Below are 24,947 nucleotides of genomic sequence, written 5' to 3' on the forward strand. Positions count from 1 at the left end.
TACAAACCAATTTTATTGCTGTTGACAAGCAAGTTAAAATTGTCAGTATAGAGCGCATCGCTGCCAAGCCTGGGAATAAATACGTATTTCAAGGAGAAGAGGAAGATTTATGATGTACTGGGATTATCGAGTATTTTTGGAGGATGGCGGGTACACAATCCGCACTGTTTATTATGACGACAAGGGTGCCATCGCAGCCTGCGCCGAAAAAGAAACCGCACATGAAGGAGAATCAGTCGAAGAACTTCAAGAAGAATTAAACTTATTTCTTGCTGCTCTAAAAAAGCCAGTAATTTCTGCTTCCGATGTGCCGCCTCCAAGCGATCGCCCGAAGGGAAAAAGAGGAAAATCATTGCAAGCAGTGCGGCAACAGCTTGGATTGCGATCGCAAATAACGAAAGAAAGTTCGTTAGAAAGTTTGTTGAGTTCAAACGATTAGGAAAAAAATAATTTCCGCAGTTGGTTTTTAGTTATCAGTCATCAGTCATTCAGCAAAAATAAGGAGGAAGTTGTTAGTTGTCACACGAAATTAGGTTAAATCGCACAATTCCTGTAGGGGCGGGTTCACCAATAATCTTTAATTCCCACCAACAATCTACATAAACCCGCCCTCAACGCAAAAAGTGCGATCGCATTTCTGTCGTTGAGGCAAGAAACCGGGTTTCTGAGAAAGTTTTCGGTAGAGTACGATAAATCTAGGAATCAACCCGGTTTCTGAGATTATTTGGGTTGAGAAACCGGGTTTATGAGAAAGTTTTTGGTAGAGTACGAGAAATCTCGGAACAAACCTGGTTTCTGAGATTATTTGAGGCGAGAAACCGGGTTTATGAGAAAGTTTTGGATTGAGTACGATAAATCTAGGAATCAACCCGGTTTCTGAGATTATTTGAGGCGAGAAACATGGTTTATCAGAAAGTTTTGGGTTGAGTCGTTGGGTGGGGGCGGGTTTATGTAGATTGTCGGTGAGAGTTATAAATTAGGGTGAACCCGCCCCTACTAAGATTACGGTAAATGAACCGGACATAATTAAAAGAATGACAAATGACAAATGACAAATGACAAATGACTAATAATTTATATGAATGACGATGATTTAAACGAATTAATAGATGCTTTTACCGCAGAAACCCAAGAGTTTCTCCAGTCAATGGAGACGCACCTGCTGGCGATGGAAGCCGCCGATTTGAAAGGGCGACAAGCGGCTGTTAAAGAAATGTTTCGGGCCGCTCACTCGATTAAAGGTGCGGGTTCGATGTTGGGCTTTCAAAACGTGTCGGCGGCGGCTCACACGCTGGAGGACTGTTTTGTCATTTTGCGCGATCGCACGGACTTGTCGGCCCTGGAACCAGCCACTGTAACTGTTTTGCTGCAAGGGGTGGACATTCTCAAAAAGATTTCGACCGAAGCAATTGTGCACTCGGATGTCAACACTCCAGATCAAACCGAAAACTTGGAGGCGATCGCCCAAATTCAGGCTCAGTTCGAGGCAAAATACGGCAAGCCGGGGCCGCCGCCAGTCCCCGCAGCCAGTCGATCGGCAGCCCCAGAAACCCTGAAACTGATTTTTGAACACGAATTGCCGCCAATCTTCAATCGCCTGGAAACCGAGCTTTCCCAAGCTTCGGAGGCAGATTTACCAAAAAGCGTCACCGCCCTCAACCAGGTTTATTACCAACTCTCCGGCTTGGCTGGAATGCTGCAATTGCCGGATTTTGGGAAAGTCGCCGAACCTCTGAGAGATTTGATCGACTCTCCAGACTTGACTTTACAACGCTTGCAATCCGACGGTTGGGCGATCGCCCAAAATTTGCAAACCGCACGCCAACACCTATTAGACGGAAAGGCGATCGAACTCCCCCAAATCTCCCCCCCACCCGCAGACGAATCACAAGCATCCGAAACCCCTCCCCCAATCTCCCCCTCTCCCCCTCTCCCCCTTTCCCCCTCGCCCTCTCCCCAATCCCCTCTCCCCAACCCACAAAGGCCGACAATCCGCGTAGACTTAGAACGGCTAACTGAATTGGTGAATCTAGTCGGAGAATTAGTCATCAACCGTACAAATTTGGAACTGCAAGAATCCGAATTGCGCGGCGAAGTCAAACGCATTCGCCGCAGTATCGTAGATTTAAACCAATTCGGCGGCCAGTTGCGGGAAGAATACGACAGACTGAGTTTTGCAGACTGGAAAGGAGGAAACGGTAATTCCGGATTAGGAAAAATTGCAGGATATGAAACAGAATTTCCACTGATGGCGATCGACAAATCCTCGATCGCCCACGAGCACTTCGACATCCTAGAGATGGATCGTTATACAGAGTTCCACTCGACAGCCGCAGAAGTCATCGAAACCGCCGAAGCAATTTCCCAATCCGCCACCAAATTAGACACCTTAGCGATGAAATTCGAGCGCAGTACCGACCAACTGCGCCGCATCACCGAACAACTCCGCAGCCGCGTCATGCAGTTGCGAGTCGTCAGTTTCAGCCGCGCCGTCGATCACCTACCCAGAGCGCTCCGGGATATGTGCCTCACTTACGATAAAGATGTCAACCTGCTGCTAGTAGGAAGAGATACCAAAATTGACGAAAGTTTGCTGGATGCTTTGCGCGATCCCTTAGTACATTTAGTGAGAAACGCCTTCGACCACGGCATCGAAATGCCCGAAATTCGGCAAGCCAGCGGCAAGCCCGCCAGCGGTCAAATTGAAATCGAAGCCCGCCATCAAGGCGGCCAAACTATTATTACTATCGCCGATGACGGCAAAGGCATTGACCCGGAAATCATTCGCCGCAAAATTGTTAAAAAGGGTTTAGCGACGGAAGAACAAGCTCAAGAATTTTCGATTACTGAACTCTATGATTTTCTATTTTGGCCTGGTTTCAGCACTGCTGAGGAAGTGAGTGACCTTTCCGGGCGGGGAGTCGGGCTTGACGTGGTGCGCACGAATTTGCGGACTGTACGGGGGACTGTGAAGGTAGACTCTCGTCTGGGAAAAGGTACGAGTTTTATCATCAAACTGCCTCTGTTGCTATCGATTACTGAGGCTTTGATGGTAAAGACCGATCGCAATAAAATAGCAGTACCGCTGGATGCAGTGGAGGAAATTCTGCACGTCAAAGCCTCGGAAATTCACACCGCCGGCAATCAGCCGATGCTGTGGTGGCGGGACGAATTTATTCGATTGGTGCGGCTGCAAGATTTGCTCGAATACAGCCTCGTCGGGCCCGATGGCCCCTCGCCAGACCCTTTGACTCAAGATCACATTCCCGTCTTAGTTTTGGCTTCTACCGAAGGAATGCTGGCGGTGGCTGTCGAACGCCTCATCGGCCAGCAGGAAATTGTGGTTAAACCTTTGCCGCCTCCTCTATCCAAGCCTCGCGGGGTTTTGGGGAGTACGATTTTGGGGGACGGTAAAGTTGTAACTATTTTGGATGTGGATGATTTGGTGGGTCAACCTTTATCCAATAGTTCGATCGCCCCTGCGTCCGGTAAAACGCCACCAATGGCGCCGACTTCGAGTCAATCGCCCCAGATTTTGGTAGTGGACGATTCCTATACAATTCGGCAGTTGCTATCTCTGATGCTGACTCGCGCCCGTTACCGGGTGGTGCAGGCTAAAGACGGCTTGGATGCCCTAGAAAAGCTGCAAAATGGTCTCGATTGCAGTTTGGCGATTGTCGATATTGAAATGCCCCGGATGGATGGATTTGAATTATTGCGCTCTATGCGATCGACCCAGCGCTTTGCTAAAATTCCCGTAGCCATGCTGACATCTCGCAGCGGCGAAAAACACCGGCAAATGGCAATGGAATTAGGCGCTAATCAATATTTTACGAAACCTTACAGTGAAGCCCAACTTTTAGAAGCAATCCCCAAATTAATCAAACATTAGTCGTTGGGCATGGGGCATGGGGCATTGGGCATTGGGCATTGGGCATGGGGCATGGGGCATGGGGGATCGGGCATGGGGCATGGGGCATGGGGGATCGGGCATCGGGCATCGGGCATCGGGCATCGGGCATCGGGCATTAGTTGGGTAGAAAATTACCAATTACCAATTCTCAATTACCAATTACCAATTACCAATTACCAATTACCAATTCTCAATTACCAATTACCAATTACCAATTACCAATTCCCTGTTTTGCCAATTCCCTGTTTTGCCAATTCCCTGTTTTGCCAATTCCCTGTTTTGCCAATTCCCTGTTTTGCCAATTACCAATTCCCTGTTTGCCCCACTGCCCTGTTTGCCCCACTGCCCTGCGAGTGCCCATGCCCCATGCCCCATGCCCCATGCCCCATGCCCTATGTCCCATGCCCCATGCCCCATGCCCCATGCCCCATGCCCCATTCCCCATTCCCCATTCCCATTACATTAAAATTGGGGAAGATTCCGGCTTGCTGCTGGCGTGACAAATACGATTTTTGCCTTCGGTTTTGGCTTGATAAAGGGCGCTGTCAGCGCTGCGAATTAGGGTGTCGGGAGATGCCTCGCCAGAAGGAATCGCCGTTGCAATGCCGCAACTGAGGGTAACGTAGGAGCCGATCGACGATCGCGCGTGGGGCAGTTTCAAGCTGGCGATGCGATCGCAAATTTTCCGGGCGACAATGTTTGCCCCTTCGGCGCTGGTGTTGGGCAGCACTATGGCAAATTCTTCGCCGCCGTAGCGGGCAGGCAAATCCCCAGCCCGCTTGGCACAAGAGGCGATCGCCTTGGCAACTTGGCGCAAACAATCGTCGCCGCCGAGGTGTCCGTAAAAGTCGTTATAAAGTTTAAAAAAGTCGATGTCAAACATAATTAGAGACAGTGGCAGTTCCTCTCTTGCCAATCTGCGCCACTCTAACATCAAAACGCGATCGAACTGGCGGCGGTTGGCAATGCCCGTCAGTCCGTCAGTAGTTGCCAGTTCCTGCAATTTTTGATTGGCTATTGCTAGCTGGCGGTAAAGTTGAGACTGTTCGATCGCGATCGCCACTTGATTCGCCAAGTGCTGTAAAAAATCTATTTCCCACTGCTGCCATTCTCTCGCCTCGCTACAATTGTATGCTGTCAGCATTCCCCACAAATTATTGCGATTTTCACCCGTAGATTCCGCCGCACTTTTCCCCTGTCCCTGCGGTTTGCCAACAGCCGGCAGCGAGAGATAATTTTCGGCTGCATATTGATTTTTTTCGCCTTCCCAGACACTGCCTTCTAGTCTTTGGTTTGCCGTTTCCCAGTCGCCAGATTGCCAAATTGGCACGCTTAAAACTGCTGCAATTTCACAATCTGCCAGCAATTCTTTGCAACTGCTAGACAATGCGGCAGTGCTGACATCTGCTATTGCTTGTACGGACTGGGACTCGACCAAAACCCAACATGACACTGCCAAAGCAGCATGAATATTTTGGTTTTCAATATAACCGTCGGGCAAACCATCACCTGCGACGATCGCACCTTTTTGCTCTTCCCCGTCAAATTGAGACGCCCAATCCTGACAGCGATAAATTAAAACCCGGTCTGTTTTGAGAAACTGGCGCACTTCTGCAACGGTACTTTGAAGAATGCTTGCCGCGTCTATTGACGATCGAATATGTTCGATCATTTGTCCCAACAGCCGCTCTCGGATCGCCTGCTGCCGCAATTGTTCTTCGACTTGCTGGCGTTCGATCGCGTAATGGATTGCTCGCACCAGCAAAGTTCTCTGAAATCTTCCCTTTACCAAACAATCCTGAGCGCCGGATCGCAATACCGACAGCGCCGTATTTTCATCGTTGATATCTGTCAGCACCACAACTGGCACTGTGGGCGATCGGGCTTTCAAGATGGCGATCCCCTCGTTTCCCTCCCAGCCGTCTGACAGTGACAAGTCTAATAGTACCGCGTCAAACTTTTCTGCTTCCAGACACGCCAGTCCCATCTCCAGAGATGTAACAGTTTGGAGGCGAAACAGAACCTCGCTGAATGACCCTAAAAGATCTTCGATCAGCGTCGCATCTGCGAGGTCATCCTCAACCAACAAAATTTTGAGACATTGGTTACGTGTTAACACAACTATAGGGTTTGGAGCGGGTTTAAGGAAACTTTTTTGTTTTGAGAGCGATACTGGCGATCGGCACGAAACAATAATAATATCTTCTAGTGACGGGTTGAACCCGGATGTTTAGCTAGCAGGCAGTGGAACGCTGCTCTCACCCACCCTTCCCATCAGCCTGTTTATTTGTACCTACCTACTAACTTGCGATCGGGCCAATATGTCGGTCTATCAAATTCAGTTTACACTCAAACGATCGATCTAGCCATCAATTAAACCTTACAGATCTACGGGCGGGAGCGAAACGATTTCAAACCAATACTGGCATAAAATCTTCATTACTTCCACCAATCCTTCAAAAGTGACTGGTTTGGATATGAAAGAATTCGCGCCCAAGCGGTAGCAAAGCAAGATATCTCCGCTGCGATGCGACGTTGTTAGAATCACAACCGGAATTTGTTGCAACTCGGGGTCACATCTGATCAAAGTTAGTGCTTCTCGCCCGTCAAGCCTCGGCATATTCAGATCCAAAAGTATCAGGTCTGGTCGATGCCAATTGCTGCGAGCAGCATATTGACCGCGACGGTACAAATAGTCTAGCACTTGTTCTCCATTTTCCACAAATTCGCTTCTGATTGCTAATCGAACTTCTCGCAGTGCTTCCTCCACCAAAAAGCGCGTGTCTTCGTCATCGTTTGCTATTAAAATAGTAAATTTTTTCTTTTCATTTTTCTTTTGATAATTCACTGCTTGGCCTCACCACTAACGGATTTTGTGAGGTGGCGCGACTTGGAGCAGTTTCCGATCGCCTCCAAAGCATCTGTTGCCATCATCCCGCAAATCTGGCAGATCGCACTGAATTTGTGTTGCAGCAATTTGCGGTTTTGCATAATTGACAAAGGTTTGCCACTAATGCTTGTTTCACTTGGCAGTCTGTCCGAGAACCGGCAAACGGCAAAGACATCAAAAATGCTTGTCCGCGAACTATTAGGGAAACTACTGCATCCCAAAGCAAGATGCTCTGGATACAGTTGAAACAAACTGACAAGTCTGGCGTACACCGCTGATTTTTAAGTTGTATAGGGATCGAGCTAATATATTTATATTGATGGATTTTTAGCTCGATGTCATCAGTGAATATGCTACACTTTCTAAACATTTGTGTAAATAAACGATAAAGATATTTATAGTTCAATACAGTTCACTTAAGACAGATCCCCCCTAACCCCGCGAACCAAGGGGAGTAGGGGGTGGGACAAGAAGCTCTTAAAGTCCCCCTTCTTAAGGGGGATTTAGGGGGATCTCCGGGGCATAGATAGTGTTAAGTAAACCGTATTGATTTATAGTTTGAGTAAATGACTGCTAACCGATCCAAGCAGACTGCTGAGTTCACTGTGGAACAGGAACAGAAAAATAAAAAGTCGAGCCTCGACCGGGTGCTGATTCTATCCAAAGCCGGCCGCCGTGCCGATCGACAATTTTTTGACAAATCGCTAAACCGATACCAGTTCCAGAATACTCTTTTTGGGTGTGCAAGCGCTGAAAAATCTGAAAAATTCGCGGATGGTACTGTTCGGGAATGCCAATACCGTTGTCCTGCACCGAAAACACCCAGTTATCCCCCTGACGCGCAGCGCCCACCTGTACCACCGGCGCCTCGCTGCTACGGTATTTAAGGGCATTGCCAATTAAATTTTGAAACAGTTGCAGGAGTTGAAAACAGTCACCTGTTATCATGGGCAAATCGTCCCTAATTACAGTAGCTTGATGCTTGCGGATTGCCAACTGCAAATTAGCGCAAGCATCCTCAAAAACCTGATTACAATCTATCAGCTCAAAAGGTTTCTGACTGCGACCGACTCGCGAATACTCCAGCAAGTCATCAATCAGCGCCTGCATCCGCACGCAGGAATTAACAATATTCTCGATAAATTTATTCCCTTGGGCATCAAGTTGGTTGTGATAGCGCCTTTGTAATAGTTGAGCGTAGCCGGCAATCGTGCCCAAAGGCGCTTGCAAATCGTGAGAAGCCACGTAAGCAAACTGTTCGAGTTCGGCATTAGAACGAGTTAATTCTTGAGCGTAGCGGGTTTGAGTCTCTAAACTCGATTGCAGCAGTTCTTGTACCAGCTTGCGCTCCGAAATATCCTCGATCGCACAAATCAAATACTGCGCCGTCCCCTCAGCATCGCGCATTGCCGAAACAGTAACATTCACCCAGCGCACTTCCTCATTTTTGCAGATAAAACGCTTTTCCATAGAAAAAGTTTTAATCTCCCCGGATAACAGCGATCGCACGTATTGTGTATCAGTTTCGATATCATCCGGGTGAGTAATTTCCTGCCAATGAAGCTGTAACAATTCCGATTCAGCATAGCGGACAATTTTGCAAAAACCAGGATTGGCCCGCAGAAATTGACCGCAAAGGGTGGTTTTGCCGATGCCGACTGCCGCTTGCTCAAAGATCGCGCGGAAGCGTTCTTCGCTTTCTCGCAGGGCAATTTCTGCTCGTTTGCGATCGGTGATATTGCGAAATGTTACTGCCAGACCGTCGTTTAATTTGACCGCGACAATGTGCAGCCAAGCACTTATATCTCGATCGTGTTCGTAATAAAATTCTTGGTCTACAGTTTCTCCGGTTTCTACCACAGAAACGTACAAATCAAATAACCCATTATTGCGAACTTCGGGAATTTCTGCCAACAAATGATTGCCAACTATCGCATTTAATGGCCGACCAGAAATATTGTTGGCAGCAGGGTTGACTAACAGCCACTGGAAATCTACAATCTTTCCCTGATTGTTGCGGACGGCAGAATAAGCCACCACACCATCTAAGGAACTATTTAAGATGCTAGCAAGCAGCGACTGCGACTGTTGCAGTTGAGTGTTTTGCTCTTTTAGTTGCTGTTGCAGTTTTTGCAAGCAGACTTGCTTGTCAATGCGTGCTAAAACTTCTTCTACTTGAAAGGGTTTGGCAATATAGTCAGCGCCGCCCACTCGAAAAGCTTGTAATTTATCATTAATATCATCTAATATGCTTAAAAAAATCACTGGAATTTGTTGGGTTTCCGCTGTTGCTTTCAGTCGGCGACACACTTCATAACCGTTCATTTCCGGCATTCTGATGTCGAGCAAAATTAAATCGGGGCAATGGACGATCGCAGCTTTCAACGCCAGTTTACCGCAAATAGCTCGATAAACTTGATACCCCTGGGCGGTTAGCAGCTCGGATAAGAACCGCAGATTGCTCGGTTGGTCGTCAACCACCAATACTTTAATTTCACTCTTGTCCATTTATTTTAAAATCGATTGAGTTAAATCCATTATCCTGTCGAGTCGGTAATCTGCCAGCAAATCTTTTAAAGCCTCAGCTAAAGTTAGATGAGTTTCCGAAATGCGATCGACAATTTGAATCGCCAGCTCTTCATTAACATCATTAACTGCGTCGTAGAGTTCCTGCACCCAATTTCGAGGCATCTGGGCCAGCAGCGGCCAGAAAAATGAATCAGGTTTTTCGCTCACAAAATAACGCCGTAAAGCCCCGACAGGAAGTGCGGGCAACTCTTGATAAATATAGCGCACTCCCAAGTAAGAAGCCATCTTATCAAAGAGGATTTGTTCTTGAAAAGGTTTCCGCACAAAATCGTCGCAACCTGCGGCGATAATTTCGCCTTTTCTTTCCTCAAAAGTGCTAGCAGTCAGAGCAATAATTATAGTTCGCCGCCCAGATGGTTTCTCTTTAGCTCTAATTTGTCTGACAGCTTCAAAACCGTCCATTACAGGCATTCGCGTATCCAGCCAAATTAAATCAGGCTGCCAACTTTCCCAAAGTTCAACAGCTTGGAGGCCGTTTTCGGCTTCTCGGACTTCAAAACCAATTGGTTGCAGCATTTTAACCAGCAGCAGCCGATTTTCTTGATTGTCGTCAACTGCTAAAATCCGATAAACCGGTTGATCTGCTTCTAGGGCGATCGCCCGCTGCAATATAGCGACTGTTATTTCAGACGATGTAGCCGAAAATACTCGGATATTAAATTTAAAAATGGTTCCCTCACCTAAAACACTCTCTACCTCAATATCTCCGCCCATGATCTCTACATATTTTTTAGTAATTGTCAAACCCAATCCCGTACCGTCAGCCGCTTGTTTGCCAGCTTCTGTTTGCACGAAAGCTTCAAATAACTTATCAATTTCTGCTGTTGCTATGCCAACTCCCGTGTCTTCAACTTCAAACAAAATAAAACAGTAATCCTCCGACGTAGAATTAGAAGAAATCTCCGATTTTGCAGGCTGCTGGTTGGCTTGCACGCTCGCGCGAAGCCAAATACTGCCGCAGTTTGGTGTAAACTTTATGGCATTTCCCAGTAAATTAATTAAACATACGCGCAGCTTTTTTTCGTCAGTTTTGATGTATTGGGGAACATTCGGCTGCACGGAAAATCTTAGTTGCAAATTTTTGGTTTCAGCTTTGATTTGAAACATCTCTTCAAGAGTATCGAGGAGTTGATAAAGGTCAAAGCTGCGTTCGTCTAAGCCAATTATCCCGGCTTCTATTTTGGACAAGTCTAAAACATCGTTAATTAGTTCCAGCAAATGTTGACCGCTGCGGTTGATAATTCGGAGATTTTCAATATTTTCGTGGCTGAGTAAAGAGTCGCGGCTCATGAGTTGCGTAAAACCCAGGATGGCGTTCAGGGGAGTCCGCAATTCGTGGCTCATGTTGGCAACGAATTGACTTTTTGCTAGGGATGCAGCGGCTGCGGTTTCTTCGGCTTTTTTGCGTTCTATTATTTCTTGTTGCAGTTCGGTATTGCGAGCGATCAATTGTTTTTTCAGTCTTTGGATAGTCAGTTGATGTTCGATTCTCGCTAAAACTTCTGCTACCTGAAACGGTTTTGTGATAAAATCTACCCCTCCTGCTTGAAAGGCGGTTACTTTGTCTAATACTTCATCTAAAGCACTAATAAAAATAACTGGAATTTCTGATGTTTTCGGATCTGCCTTGAGCTGCGTGCAGACTTCGTAGCCGTCCATTTCCGGCATTTTGATGTCGAGCAAAATCAAGTCTGGAGCACCTGAACGCGCGGCTCTGATTGCCATTTTGCCGTTAATTACGCCCCGGACTTTGTAGCCGCGATCCGACAGCGTTGCTGATAAAACTTGCAAATTTTCTGGAGTGTCGTCAACAATTAATATGTTGCCTTTATTCTCTTCTTTTTGATTGCTGGTCATCGAGGGTATTTTTTGTTAAATTGATAATTGCTGAAATTAATAAAACTGGTTAACTGGTTATTGTAGCACTCGCTCGTCAATCAACTACTTTCATATTTACATAACTTACTCAAACTCACCCAAAAAACCGGATTTTTCAATCTGGATACAGGGCCGTAACGAAATATTTTCGTTAAAACAACAGGTTTCTTCATCCAGCACTGATTTAAACAATAATCAAAGATCGTTTAGCCGATCGCCCGCGAGCAAGTTTAGCAACAGTCTAACCCGCTCCTCTGGGATCTTCCTTCTTGCTTTTTCCCTCAAACATTTCTAAATTCCTCAATCAAATCAATAATCCTATCGCACCGGAAGTTATTCGCCAAATCGGCGATCGCCCTGCTGAAACCAGCATCAACAGGAGGAATCGACAACAACAGCCGAAAAATCTCCTCGTTATCAACCGAATCCGCCGCCTCGTACAACTCATCAACCCATTGAATCGGCATAGCTTCAAAAAATGAAGCATTCAGCGCAATCGCCAAATCAGGCGTCACCGTCGGCGCCGAAACGTCACCGCCAGCCACAGCATCAGAATTTAGCGAAGCTTCTCGATCGTAAACATAGCGGACACCCAGATACTTAGCGATCTTTTCCAGAATAACTTGTTCCCGAAAAGGCTTCGCGACAAAATCATCGCACCCAGCAGACAAAATCACCGATCGCTCTTCATCAAAAGCACTCGCCGTCAGAGCAATAATCACCGTTGCTTGACCCTTCAAATGCGCTTTAATCTGTTTAGTAGCTTCGTAGCCATCCATCACCGGCATCCGCATATCCATCCAAATCAAATGAGGTTCCCAACTCGACCAGATTTCCAAAGCTTCAACGCCATTTTCAGCCTCGCGCACAGCAAAACCGAGAGATGACAGCATTCTCACCAGCAACAAACGGCTTTCCAGGCGATCGTCCACAGCTAAAATGCGGTATTCCGGCTGTCCGGGTTCCAGGCCCACAACGCGACGAGTTGTTTGAGCCACCTGAATATCCACTGCATTAGGGAGCGAAACTTTAATATCAAATCTAAAAATGCTGCCGTTACCGACGCTGCTTGTCACCGTCATTTCCCCTCCCATTAACTCGACGAACTGTTTGCTGATCGGCAAACCTAAACCAGTTCCTTCATGAGCTTTTTTTCCACTTTCTGTCTGAGCAAAAGGCTTAAACAAATTGTCCATTTCTTGGGCCGCAATTCCCGCCCCCGTGTCTTGCACTTCAAAGAGCAAGCAGCAATTGTCAACCAGCAGAATCTCTTCGCGATCTGTGTTTGTTGGCAACAGCTCGTGTTTGATTCTCAAATTAACACCACCTTCCCCCGTAAACTTAATTGCATTTCCCACCACATTAATCAATACTTGACGCAACTTACTTTCATCTGTTTCTACATATTGAGGGAGGTCGGGCGTGGTATCACAAATTAACTGCAATCCTTTTTTTTGTGCTTGCAGCTTCAGCATATCTTCAGTATTTTTTAGCATTTGGTGCAAGTCAAAGATGCTGTTATTAAGAGTCGCCAGCCCGACTTCAATTTTTGACATTTGCAGAATATTGTTGATCAGAGCGAGTAAATGTTCTCCGCTGCGGTTAATAATTCCCAAGTATTCCTGTTGGTGGGTACCGAGGGCTGCGTCGCGGGCCAGCAGTTGCGTGAAACCGAGAATCGCGTTGAGGGGAGTTCGCAATTCGTGGCTCATATTCGAGAGAAATTCACTTTTCGCCCTGTTGGCTCTGTCGGCTTCTTCTTTGGCTTTTTGCAGCGCTATTTCTGCTTTTTTCCGCTCAGTAATATCGCTGGCTGTGCCTGTGGTACCGGTGATATTTCCTGCCCCGTCCAATCGCGCGATCGCCTTCGTATTGACATCTATCTGCCTGCCGTCTTTCCCTAATACTATACTTTCGTACTGAAACACAGCATCTCCCGTCAGCAAGTGCTGCTGAAGTTCTCGGTTCCGGTCTATTTGGGCTGGTGCTAAGAAATCGCTAAAAGAATAGCCGAGCATTTCTTCCGGGTCATAACCGTAGATTTGTTTGACAGCTTGGTTGACAAAAGTCAGGTGTCCTTGGGCATCGCAAGACCAGATAATATCTTGGGAAGTTTCCACTAAATGACGGTATTTTTCTTCGCTTTCTGCTAATGCTATTTCCGCCAGCTTGCGGGGAGTTATATCCATCAAAGTTGTGAAGAGTTTAGTCACTTGCCCTTGTTGGTTGACAACTACTTCTCCTCTGGATTCGATGTAGCGGATCGAGCCGCCTTCACTTGTCTGTGACGGGCAATTATCCGCAGCAATTGTCGATTCCGGGCGGAGGATGCGATATTCCAAACTGTAGGATTGCCCGCTAGCAATAGCAGCGTCGATCGTTGTTTGCCATTTTTGGCGATCGCCCGGATGCACGTATTGGGCAAACTCACTTAGTCTTGGTGCAGCCTGGGTTGCATTGAGACCGAAAATATGAGATAATTCTTCAGACCAAGTAGTGGTATCCGCAGAAAAATCGCATTCCCAATTGCCGACGCGGGCGATTCTCTGCGCTGCGGCTAAAGAGGCGGCTACAGCCCGGAGTTTTTCTTCTGCCAATTTGCGATCGCTAATATCTTGAATCACAGAAATCACGCAGGTTTCGCCGTGAATGTCAATGATTTCAGCAGACACCAGCCCGGTTCGGAGTTCCCGAGTTTTAGTGCGCCAATCAAATTCGTAATTGCGAACAATTTTTTGTTCGTCTAACATTGTAAACAACTTGGCGCGGGCTGGTTCGCTTTCCCAAAGATTCAAATCAAGCGCCGTGCGATCGATAATTTCTGCTACCGAATAACCGATTGTCTGACAAAAAGCCTCATTGACTTCTAAATAACGACCGTCTTTAAGTCTAATAATAGTAATCGGGTTGGGAGAAGAACGAAAAGCTTTAGCAAACTTTTCCTCAGACAAGCGCAGTTGTGCAGTCCGCTCCTCAACTAAAGTTTCCAATTCTTGATTCAGCTTTTGGAGTTGAGCATTTTGTTCCCCTAATTGCTTCTCCATAAAATAGCTGTTGACCGCTTCTTTTAAGGTCAACTTCAAATCTTCTGACTGCCAAGGCTTCGATATGTAGCGGTACAATTTAGCATATTTAATAGTATTCGCCACAGCTTCGAGGTCTGCTTGCCCCGTCAGCATAATTTTGATAGTTTTTGGCGAAATTCTGTGAATCTGCTTCAGCAATTCGTCCCCTTTGATATTCGGCATCAGGTAGTCAGAAATCACAGCCACGATTTCGTAACCCTCTGCCAGCAATTCATCTATCAACTCTAAAGCCTCTTCGCCGCCTTCTGCGGTTTCTAATAAATGTTCTTCTCCCAGGGCTTTTTTTAACTCAATCTTCAAACTTTCAAGAATGATCGGTTCGTCATCCACGCAAATAATCACAGGTTTATTATTCATATTTTTGCCAAACCAGATTTTATAGTGTCTACTAATTCTTTGCCATCCCACGGCTTGTACAAGCAGCACTGCAAGTTTGCTTGCTCTTTCACCCGTTCAATTGCTACTGCGTCGGCTTGCCCAGTCAGCATAACTTTCACAATATTGGGATATTTTTGGTGAACCAGGATCAAAAATTCATCTCCTTTAATACCCGGCATTAACCAGTCAGATACTATGACCAAAATATCGCTTTCATCTTCTTCTTCAATTTCCTGAATAATTTCCAGAGCTTCCTCGGCATTTTCTGCTACTTCATAGAGGTAAGCATCGCCAAATTCTTTTTTCAGTTGGATTTTCAAACTGTTTAAGATTACAACTTCATCGTCAACGCACAAAATTACTGGTTTCGACATAAAATTTAACTCTCTGTAATTTTAAATTTTGGCGGCGTATTGCCCCTGGTTTTTAATTGCCGTCCGTGATTTCGATGGGCAAGGATACAGTAAATTTGGTTTGACCGGGCACGCTTTCTACTTGCAGTTGACCTTGGTGTTTTTCAATAATTTTATGAACTATATCCAATCCCAAACCGCTGCCTTCTCCCGGAGGTTTTGTCGTGAAAAACGGCTCAAAAATTCTCGGCATAATCTCTGGCGGAATGCCTTGACCGCTGTCGGTAATACTGACTGATATTGCCCGATCTTCCTGTTTGACATCAATTTTTAACACTCCTTTGTTGCCCATCGCTTGTAAAGCATTGTGAAGCAAATTCGTCCAAACTTGATTGAGCTCATCAGGATAGCATAGCACAGAGGGCAAATCATTACCATAGTTTCTGATTACTTCCACACCCTGTTTGATTTGGTAGTGGTAAAGCGTTAAAACAGTATCAATGCCGTCGGTAATATTAGCGATCGCCTTGGCACCCGACTGGTCGTAACGAGAGTAGCTTTTCAAAGCAAAAACGATTTTTGCTGCCCTATCTGTCGCAGTAGTAATATTTTTAGTGCTTTTTTGTACCGTAGCAAATTCGTAGGCTATTTGTAAAATTTTGGGACTTTGACTGTCTTTCAACAAAGGTAAAAAATCTTCTAGGTTATTGGAAATGCCAATATCTAATAAGGTACAAGCAAGGCTGTCGGCGTCGTCAATTTTTTCTGATTCTAATTGCCGCTGTAAACTTTTTTTCAACTGACGTTTTTCTTTACTAGATAAGTTGTCTGTTTCAGTAATTGACTTGTGCAGCAGGGCAAAGAAATCCTGCTGCCGTTCCGGGGATAGTTGCTGGAAAAACATCGGCAACTGATGCAATTGTTCGGCCCAGAAGTCGGCGATGTTCTGCACCGAAGAGCGAATCGCTCCTAAAGGAGAATTGATTTCGTGGGCAACTCCGGCAATTAACTGCCCGAGGGCTGCCATTTTTTCTGATTGAATCAGTTCTTGTTGAGTGCGTCTCAGTTCTTCCAGGGTATGAGCTAATTCTGCATTTTTTTGGCACAGTGCTGACTCTGCTAGTTTGCGGTCGTTGATGTTGCGGGCAACCCAAATTACTGCATTTTTTGAGAACAGAGAAATGCAGGCGGAAAACCAAATCTCGCGGCCGCAAACTGTTAAGCTGTAGTCGAAATTGAGCATTTGTTGCGTGGCTAACACTTGCTTAACTAGCATCCACCAATCATCCGGGTTTTCGTCGTCAAAAAAATGTTCGATCGTCAGGCTGACTATATCGCAATCAGGCTCAGAAAACGCTGCCGTATTGGTCGGCAAGACTTCTATATTGCCCTGACTGTCTAGCACGAGAACGATGTCTGTCATCGCTTCAAAAACTGCGCGGACTTTGGTTTCAGAAAAGTGCAATTTTTCTTCTAGCAATTTGCGACCGCTAATTTCTTGCTGCAATTCTTGGTTGCTGGCTGCTAGTTGAACCGTGCGCTCTCGAACTCGCTGTTCGAGTTCGGTGTTGAGGCGGCGGACTTCAGCTTCAGCGGTGGCGCGGTCTTGTATTTCCTTTTTTAACTGACTGTTAGCGTTAATTAATTCTAAAGTTCGCTGTTTAATTTCTTCTTCTAAATTTTCATTTAAAAGCCGCAACTGTTCCTCTACTTCTGTTCTCCGAAGCGCTTCTTTTTGCAATTGTTCGTTCACTTTTTTTAACTCCTGGATATTTTCGGCAACTGTTTCCTGCAAAAGCTCGACATTCGCGTGCATTTCTACCGGATCTAAGGCGTGCAGCAGCGTACTTTGGGTCACAATTCCGGCTAAATATCCTGCCTCGTCCACCACCACCAAGCGCCGGATGCGGTGTTCCTGCATGAACTGGTGAGCCTGCCACAATGTGGTTTTTACCTGCAACGGTATCAGGGGAAAACTCATGGCGGCGGCGGCAAGAGTGCCGGCGAAATCGAGTCCGGCAGCTTGGAATTTAACAATGTCGCGTTCTGTAATTATGCCCACAGGTTTCTGATTTTTTTTGTCGCACTCAGTGCAAATGACTACGCAGCTTTTGCGCTGGGTTGCCATCAGTTTTGCGACTTCTAAAACTGATGTGCTAGTTGAGGCAACTATTACTTCTGCGATCATAATTTCTTCAGCGCGCCGCATTTGCAGCAAGTCGCCCGGTTTCAGGATTTGACGGATGCTTTCTCCGGTGATGACACCCAGCAAGTTTCCGCGATCGTCTGTGAGGGGCAAGTGACGGATTTTTGCCGATCGCAATATGCCCAATACCTTGAAGATATTCTCCGCTCGATCCAAGGAAATGGCGATCGGATTTTGAGTCATTACCTCAGAAATTGCCACCCCCGCTAGCGGTATTTCGCTGGCAGTTATTTTCACAACATCGCGCTCTGTAAAAATGCCGAGCAGTTGCCCCTCAACAGCGATTAAAATGCAACTGGCGCTCGCCTGAGTCATGGCGGCGATCGCGACTTTCAAGGGCGTGTCTGGAGGCAGTACCGGCGGTTTGGGGTCGATCGCCTGTTCTAGCAAGCTTTGGGTATCAGAAACTGTTGTTGACATGGGCAAATCAAGGGAGATAGATGCAGGCGGAACCCGCAATTAATACCATTTTAGATTTGAGATTTGACGATCGCGGCACACTGACCCAAATCCAGCTTTTACATCAGTCTCAAGTTGCATTTTTGGTGGCGCATCGGTATAATTTCTAGTGCTATAGTCCTAAAGAGTTCAGTTAAGCCCGATCCCCCCTTAACTTGCCCCCTACTCGACCCCTACTCCCCGAACCAAGGGGGGGACAAGAGTATTCTCTTGCGTCAACCCCTACTCCCCTCCCACCAGGGGGAGTAGGGGGTATGCGAGGGGGATCTCCGGGCAATAAACAGTGTTAACAATCGCGTATTGTGCTATAGTCCTAAACGGCGATCGGAATTGACACAGTAAAGGTCGTTTTACCGATCGCTGATGTTACTTCTATTTTACCCGAATGTTTTTCGACAATTTTCTTAACAATATCCAGTCCCAAGCCGCTGCCTTCCCCAGCGGGTTTTGTGGTAAAGAACGGCTCAAATATGCGCGGCAAAATCTCCGGGGCAATTCCCTTGCCGCTATCCGTGACGCCCACCAGCAGGGTCTGATTTTCGGCTCTCACTTCTACTGTTAAAACTCCGCAATTGTCCATTGCCTGAATAGCATTATGAATCAGATTTGTCCAAACTTGATTGAGTTCGTCTGGATAGCACAGCAATTCAGGCAGTTCCTCTTGATAATTTCTGACAACTTCTACTCCCTGTTTGAGTTGATTGTAATAAAGAGTTAATATCGTTTCAATCCCCTCAGTAATATTGGCAATTACCTTTTCTCCCCTAGAGTTAGATCGAGAATATATTTTTAAAGCAAAAACTACTTTTGCTGCTCTATCTGTAGCTGTGATAATAGTATTCGTACTTCTTTGCAAAGTAGAAATTTGATAGGCTCGCTGTAAAATATCCGAGCTGGTGGGGTCTTGCAGTAAAGGCAAAATTGATTCAATATTGTCGTAAATGCCGATGTCAACTAAAGTATCGGCTACAGTTTCTGAATTTGCCACAAAATTGTTTGATAGCTGCTGAACCAAAGCTCTTTTAAACTGGCGTTTTTCTCTGTTAGAAATGCCGATCGCCCGCGACTGGGATTTGGGGAGCAGCGTCAATAAATCCGAGTAACGTTCAGGGGACATTTTGTGGAAAAAATCCGCGATTTCCGCCAGATTTTGATTGAAAAAATCGGCTAAATTCTCGACAGACGATCGAATCGCACCCAGAGGAGTATTGATTTCGTGAGCCACACCGGCAACTAGCTGTCCCAATGCTGCCATTTTTTCGGATTGAATCAGCTCTTGTTGGGTTGCTTGCAAGTGTTGCAGGGCTTCCGAGAGTTCCCTGGTGCGATCGGCTACTTGCATTTCCAAGGTTCTGTTGTACTCTGCTACCAGTTTGTCAGCTTGTTTGCGAGTAGTGATATCGCTGAAAGCCGTAATCGCATAGACAATCTTGTTTTTGTTGTCAAAAATCGGTTGCGAGTGCATTTCCAAAGGGACAATCTTCCCATCTCTGCGGACTTCTAAATTATCGGCGATCGCACTTTCGCCTTTGAGAGCTCGCAAAGCCGGCAGTTGTTGTTCAGAACAGGGGCTGTCCCTTCCTGAAATATAAATTTCCGAAGCTGAGACTAACTCTTCACCTGTAGCTGACGGCGTAAAAACTTGACCGAGCAACCGCTGTCCGGTTTGATTGATGTAGGATACCTCGCCCTGGGGATTGTGTACAGTTATTCCCACAGGAACAGCTTCTAAAAACTGCGTCAATTTGCTTTGACTTTCCCGCACTTCTGCGTAAAGTTTAGCATTAGCAATAGAAACAGCAGCCTGCGTTGATAATAGTTGCAAAACCTCTACCCTGTCATCAGTAAAAGCTCTGGTAGTTAGATTGTTCTCTAAATATATAATTCCAATTAATTGACCTTGATTCAGCAAAGGAGCGCACAATATAGATTGAGAATGCTGTTTGATAATATAGGGATCGCGTGTAAAATTTCCTTTATTAGCTGCATAATCTTCTACAACACTTTGTTTGGTACGGGCGACATAATTAATAATCGAAACTGGCAGGCATTTTTCGGCGGGAATCGACTGCAAAACATCGACGCGAGCGCCATCTACTTTACCCGCAGCTTCCACCAGCAACTCACCTTTGTTTTCCAAAATCAAAAAACCCTGTTCAGCCCCGGCATTTTGCAGCATAATTCTCATCAACTTCGTCAGTAACTTGTCCAGCACAATCTCGCTAGCGATCGCACCAGAGGCTTTCATCACTGCGGCCAAATCAAAACTTTTGCTGGAATCGCGGCTCTGGGAAATATTAGTAATTGTAGCGCAGTCGCTGGTGATGCTAGTTGCTGCGGTAATTGTGATTAAAAGTTGCGGATATTTTTTTTCCAAATCCTCAACTTTGGCTTGAGCTCCCCAGTGAGTGTAACAGTAGTGAGCGTCAGCCAAATAAACTCGCGCAATCTTATCTTTTCCCCAACCCATATAAAATTTAGCGGCTAGTTCCTGAGCGAGAGCTTCTTCGTTCATATATTCGTTTTGCTTCGCTAAACCAATCGCGCGATCGTACTCTTCCATTGCCTGAAAATTATCGCCCAAAACCCGATGTTTCTCTGCCTCAACCAGATGAAATTTGTGCAAGTGATTCATGGGGGCGTGTGCCGCCCATTTCTGCATTTTCTTTTGGTTTTCTCCTACTCTGTTGAGCAGAATCTCTCGCTCTAATACATCCGCCTCAGAATACGCCGCTAGTGCAGCCAAAGAATCGTAAAAATGGAAAACAGGTACAGTTAAAAAACCAGTTCCTCCCGTTAAACCTTGTCTAAATTTACCTGCATTTTCCAGTGCTTGGGACAAATCCCCGAACAAATAACACAGTATGAGCTTGTGTAAATAAAAGTAATGTATTCCCGTGCGATCGCTCGCTTTCGCCAGCAGCGGCACCAGATGCTCTTCTTGACAAGCTGTCCCCGATAAATTGCAGGGATTATCTGCCTCACCCAGCAAGTTAACCACCGCTTGATGAAATATTTGATTGCATTGTAAGTTTATTGATTGCTTGAGTTGAGCCAGTAGGTTGCTAGACTCGGCAATTTCGCGTTTAAGATTTGTAAGTTCTTGACCGACAAAATAAGCATATTGAGATTTTTGTTGGGCACAATAACCGACAAATTCAAAATCTCCGTTTTGGAGCGAACTTTGATAGCTTTCTCGGAACATTGGCAGGGTTTCCCTGACATGATACTTGCTGTGAGCGATACAAGCTGCTACTACATATAATATCTTGCCTCTGAGGCTTTTGGCATTGAACATCGATGCTAAGTTTAAAGCCAATTCGCCTAACTTATTTGCCGATTCAATGTCTTGAGATTCGTAGTTCATAACTACGCCCCAAGCTGCGTATAAAAAGGCAGAAAGCGGTGAATTTCCATACTTAATACATGAATTAATCTGTGACAAAACCAACGGAGCTAATAGTTGAGGAGCGCAGTGAAATGCCGCAGGAACTATGCTTGCTGCGAGCCGCATTACTGCTAGTTGTTCGGGAGATGTCATCACAGGCAGATTAATTAAGTCTTCGATCTTCTTTCCGGCTAATTTTGCCGCTGTTTGCTCTAATTCTCGCTGAATATTCAACTCGCTAGGATTGTCTGGAAAACTTACGCCAAATTGTGCTAGCACTTCTCGGGCGATCGCGATCGCTTCTAGCTGTCTCCTCTGCACGATATAAGCTTGAATTTTCACCTCATAAACTTTGATTTTGTCGAGCAGGGTTCTCCCTTGCAGCAGCACAGTCCCAGCTAATTGTTCCATCAGCTCAAATTCGCCGCTAAAATACGCCGCCTCAACTGATTCTACATAAATATTTAAAGTTAACTCGTACTGATTTGTCCAGCTCGAATCTGCCAGCAATCTCGTGCTGACAGTTAAATACATAACCGCAGCAGCATAAGCTGCCACCGCCTTAGCTTTTTTGCCAGCAATTAAATTCAAATTAGCGATTTTATCTCGCTCCTCCTGAGTAAATATCGATGTTAAATTTAAAGCATATTCTCTGCCAATATTAATATGATCGACTACTTTAAAGATATCATCTGTCAGCCAGGATTCCTCCGCATTCTCCCATAACAAGCAACCTATTTGCCAGTGAAATATTTTTTTCTGATCCTCGTCAATCAAAGCATAGGCGGCTTGCTGTACTCGATAGTGCAAAAATTTAAAATTCACAATTAACAGCTCGGCATTTACCTCAGAAACGGGTAAAATCAAACCTGATTCCAGTGCTGCCTTGAGTTCGGCAAACACTAACTGCGGAGACTTTTCGCAAATCATTGAAAGCAGGTGCAAGTCAAAATCTGTTCCCACACAAGCAGCCAAGCGTAAAACTTGCTGCGTTGACTCGGGCAGTTTTTGCAATTTGCCAATCATCAACTCCACCACATTATCGGTAATTTCCATCTCCTCAATTTGAGTAATATCCCACTGCCAGCCGGTTTGCAATTCCCCGCAATTATGGGCAGATTTTGAGGTATAACTTGCGAATGAGCTAGCATCAAAAGTCAACAGACAGCTAGGGAAACTAAAAGTTATTAAGTTTTCGGCGTGCAGCATTTTCAGAAATTCGCTGACAAAGAAAGGATTGCCCCCTGTTTTCCTCCTCACCAATGCCGCTAGGGGTGCTACTGATTTTTGGTCGCTGGATAATGTGTCAGCAATCAAATTAGTAATGTCTGCTATTTCCAACGGAAGCAAGGTAATTTGATTGACCGTTGCTCCCTGTTTTCGCAATTCAGCAGCAGCCACCATCAAAGGATGAACAGGACTGACATCTTTGTCGCAATATGCCCCAACAATCAATAAATATTCTGGCTGTAGGACAGATGATTTGCTAGCGGTTATTGATTCGCAATCTTCAAGATTTTCGCCGGCTGGGCTTGCCATTGGACCCGCTGCTATCTGTTGAATTACTTTTAGGCTAGCGGAGTCAGCCCACTGCCAATCGTCTAGAAAAATAACTAAGGGATGTTCCGGGGCACAAAACACTCGCAAAAATTGGATAAATACTAAATTAAAACGATTCTTAGCCTGCTCTCGATCTAACTCCGGTACAGCAGGTTGTTTGCCGATAATTAATTCTACATCTGGAATTACATCAATAATTACTTGAGCATTCGGTATGAGAGCAGCTAAGAGTTTGGCGCGCCAGTCTTGAAATCGTTCTTCGCTTTCTGTGAGGATTTGTTGGAGCAATTCTTGAAAAGCTTTGAGGACAGCACTATAAGGAACATTTTGCTGCGCTCTCTCAAATTTAGCTGTGATGAAATAGCCCTGCTTTTCGATAATTTGCTTGTATATTGCTTGTGCCAGCGATGATTTGCCTGTACCGGAATCACCTGCTACCAACATGATTTCTACCCGCTTTTGCTCTCGATCTTGCCGGCGATTGTCGGTGACTCGCTCAAATGCTGCCAGTAAGGTTTTAATTTGTGTTTCGCGTCCGTACAGTTTTTGAGGGATTTGAAAGCGATCGCAAATATCTTGACTTGCTAGGGATATTTCTGATATTTTACCGCGCGTGTTTAATTGGTTGAGACATTCTTCTAGGTCTGCTTTGATGCCCCAAGCACTTTGGTAGCGGTCTTCTGCGTTTTTGGCTAATAATTTGGCGATGATATGAGAAACTGCGGCGGGAATTGATCGATCGACTTCGGCGGCCGGTTTTGGCTGTTTGGCAATGTGGCAGTGTACTAATTCTAGGGCACTGGTGGTTTCAAAAGGTAGTTGGCGAGTCAGCATTTCATAGAGAGTTGCGCCGAGAGAGTAATAGTCGGTGCGATAATCTAGGCTGCGGTTCATTCTGCCAGTTTGTTCTGGAGAGATATAGGCGAGAGTGCCTTCTAGAACATGGGGATTTTTTAGGGTGGGTTGTTCGGTTAATTTTTCGGGCGCGAAGACGCTAGCAATGCCAAAGTCAATGATTTTGAGTTGGTTGGTGCTGGGATTGAAAATTATGTTGGCAGGGTTGATATCTTTGTGTATAATGTTGGCTGCGTGAATGTCGCCTAAAATGTCGGCTATTTGAATGGCGAAGCTGAGAGATTGGGAAAGGGTAAAAGAGCCAGAGTGCATAAACCTTTTCAAAGATTCGCCTCCGAAGTCTTCTAAAATGATCGCCAAAGTGCGATCGTACTGTTCTAAGCTGTAAGCTTTGACGACTCCTGCTAGATTTAAGCTGCGGATGATGTCATATTCTTGCTTGTGACGGGCGAGTGCTGCGGTCGTGGGGTAGTCTTGCTTGAGTATCTTGAAGATTGCGCGCTGGCCGTCGGCCGATCGCACGCCCCGGTAAACTAGAGATCGATCGCTTTCATAGATTTTCCTGAAAATTTTGTAGCCTGGAAAGTGGAGCATAACCGCAGAATCTTAGGGAGCAGCAGCGTTTATCTTAGTGTAACGACTGATATGTGTTCGCAGCTATCACCACAAATATTCTCAGACTTGCTGTAAGCTCTAAACCACGAGCTTCATCCATTCGCAAATCTTCAGTCTCAAATCGAAAAATGGAAAATCTCAAATCATATAACCCTGCCTTTGTGCGCAAGCATTCAAGGCAGGGTTATGATTGAATATTCGGAATTCTGAGCGAGTAGTCCATTGCGGGCGAGGTCGGATTCGGCAGCCTCGCGGGGTACTACTCGCCCAATCGAGTTATTTTAGAGCTACGTTCGGCCAACATCAGCACTATATAAATAGTCATTACATAACCGGCGGCTAGAATGGGAATAATTAGAGGAATATCGCGATAAATCATAATTAGAACCAAAAGTCAAGGACTAGGAGGAGGAGGGGACAAGTTCAAGACCTACTACATTAAGTCAGCACGCAAGACCGTGCCTTGGTTCTGAAGGCTGCTTTTCCATATCAAGCCCGCGGGAACATTTAGCCGTCCCCGGTCAATCGATTTTAGATTTTAGATTTTAGATTTTAGATTTACTCCACAGATGAATCTGGGAGCTGGAACTTCGATCTAAAATTTTGGGATCTCCACGACGCTTGGAGGGGACTTGTACCCGTTTTTGGGCAGGGTCGGTCATGATTTACTGCTTTACAGATGCTTGAACAGCGTAAAACCATCCACTTTAGCTGCTTTGAGCTGCCGTGCACATCTCATGCGCTAGTCTTAACTCCTGAAAATTTTTAGCCACGAGG

Annotated in this window: 13 protein-coding genes; 3 read left to right on the forward strand and 10 right to left on the reverse strand. The window is 45.7% G+C overall.

The annotated features are described in order from the left end of the window. Window positions 1–109: 109 nt before the first annotated feature. From QUB64_RS02115 to QUB64_RS02125, 3 genes are all read left to right on the forward strand, one after another. On the forward strand, window positions 110–439 hold the full coding sequence (locus tag QUB64_RS02115; RefSeq protein ID WP_333266015.1) for a hypothetical protein: 330 nt from the start codon (window positions 110–112) through the stop codon (window positions 437–439). Window positions 440–1,078: 639 nt separating this feature from the next. Beyond that, complete coding sequence (locus tag QUB64_RS02120; RefSeq protein WP_333266017.1) at window positions 1,079–3,892, forward strand: hybrid sensor histidine kinase/response regulator; 2,814 nt, start codon at window positions 1,079–1,081, stop codon at window positions 3,890–3,892. Window positions 3,893–3,908: 16 nt separating this feature from the next. Beyond that, window positions 3,909–4,040: a hypothetical protein gene (locus QUB64_RS02125; protein ID WP_333266019.1), complete on the forward strand. Its 132-nt coding sequence runs from the start codon at window positions 3,909–3,911 to the stop codon at window positions 4,038–4,040. A gap of 81 nt (window positions 4,041–4,121) precedes the next feature. Here QUB64_RS02125 and QUB64_RS02130 read toward each other — a convergent pair whose 3' ends face one another. The 10 genes from QUB64_RS02130 to QUB64_RS02175 form a co-directional block, all read right to left on the reverse strand. Then, window positions 4,122–4,358, reverse strand: coding sequence for a hypothetical protein (locus tag QUB64_RS02130; RefSeq protein ID WP_333393952.1), 237 nt, complete (start codon window positions 4,356–4,358; stop codon window positions 4,122–4,124). Between the two features lie 12 nt (window positions 4,359–4,370). Further along, window positions 4,371–6,032, reverse strand: a complete 1,662-nt coding sequence (locus QUB64_RS02135; RefSeq protein ID WP_333266023.1) for a diguanylate cyclase domain-containing protein — start codon at window positions 6,030–6,032, stop codon at window positions 4,371–4,373. Between the two features lie 261 nt (window positions 6,033–6,293). Further along, window positions 6,294–6,761: a response regulator gene (locus QUB64_RS02140; RefSeq protein WP_333266025.1), complete on the reverse strand. Its 468-nt coding sequence runs from the start codon at window positions 6,759–6,761 to the stop codon at window positions 6,294–6,296. After that, a complete protein-coding gene (locus QUB64_RS02145; RefSeq protein ID WP_333266027.1) occupies window positions 6,758–7,075 on the reverse strand; it encodes a hypothetical protein in 318 nt (105 codons plus the stop codon). Before QUB64_RS02145 ends, QUB64_RS02140 begins: the two co-directional genes overlap by 4 nt. 328 nt (window positions 7,076–7,403) lie before the next feature. Next, entirely contained in the window at window positions 7,404–9,311 is a 1,908-nt protein-coding gene (locus QUB64_RS02150) for a PAS domain S-box protein (RefSeq protein ID WP_333266029.1), read from the reverse strand. Continuing rightward, complete coding sequence (locus QUB64_RS02155) at window positions 9,312–11,249, reverse strand: response regulator (RefSeq protein WP_333266031.1); 1,938 nt, start codon at window positions 11,247–11,249, stop codon at window positions 9,312–9,314. Between the two features lie 302 nt (window positions 11,250–11,551). Next, window positions 11,552–14,713 carry a PAS domain S-box protein gene (locus QUB64_RS02160; RefSeq protein ID WP_333266033.1) on the reverse strand — a complete coding sequence of 1,054 codons (3,162 nt, stop codon included), beginning with the start codon at window positions 14,711–14,713 and terminating at the stop codon, window positions 11,552–11,554. After that, complete coding sequence (locus tag QUB64_RS02165; protein WP_333266035.1) at window positions 14,710–15,108, reverse strand: response regulator; 399 nt, start codon at window positions 15,106–15,108, stop codon at window positions 14,710–14,712. The genes QUB64_RS02160 and QUB64_RS02165 overlap by 4 nt, the downstream gene beginning before the upstream one ends. A 52-nt stretch (window positions 15,109–15,160) precedes the next feature. Next, window positions 15,161–17,713 carry a CBS domain-containing protein gene (locus QUB64_RS02170; protein WP_333266037.1) on the reverse strand — a complete coding sequence of 851 codons (2,553 nt, stop codon included), beginning with the start codon at window positions 17,711–17,713 and terminating at the stop codon, window positions 15,161–15,163. A 352-nt stretch (window positions 17,714–18,065) separates the two neighbouring features. Then, window positions 18,066–24,149 (reverse strand): AAA family ATPase, encoded by a 6,084-nt coding sequence (locus QUB64_RS02175; RefSeq protein ID WP_333266039.1) that lies wholly within the window; start codon window positions 24,147–24,149, stop codon window positions 18,066–18,068. Window positions 24,150–24,947 lie beyond the last annotated feature (798 nt).

This window comes from Microcoleus sp. Aus8_D2 (genome assembly GCF_036702665.1).
Lineage (GTDB): Bacteria > Cyanobacteriota > Cyanobacteriia > Cyanobacteriales > Microcoleaceae > Microcoleus.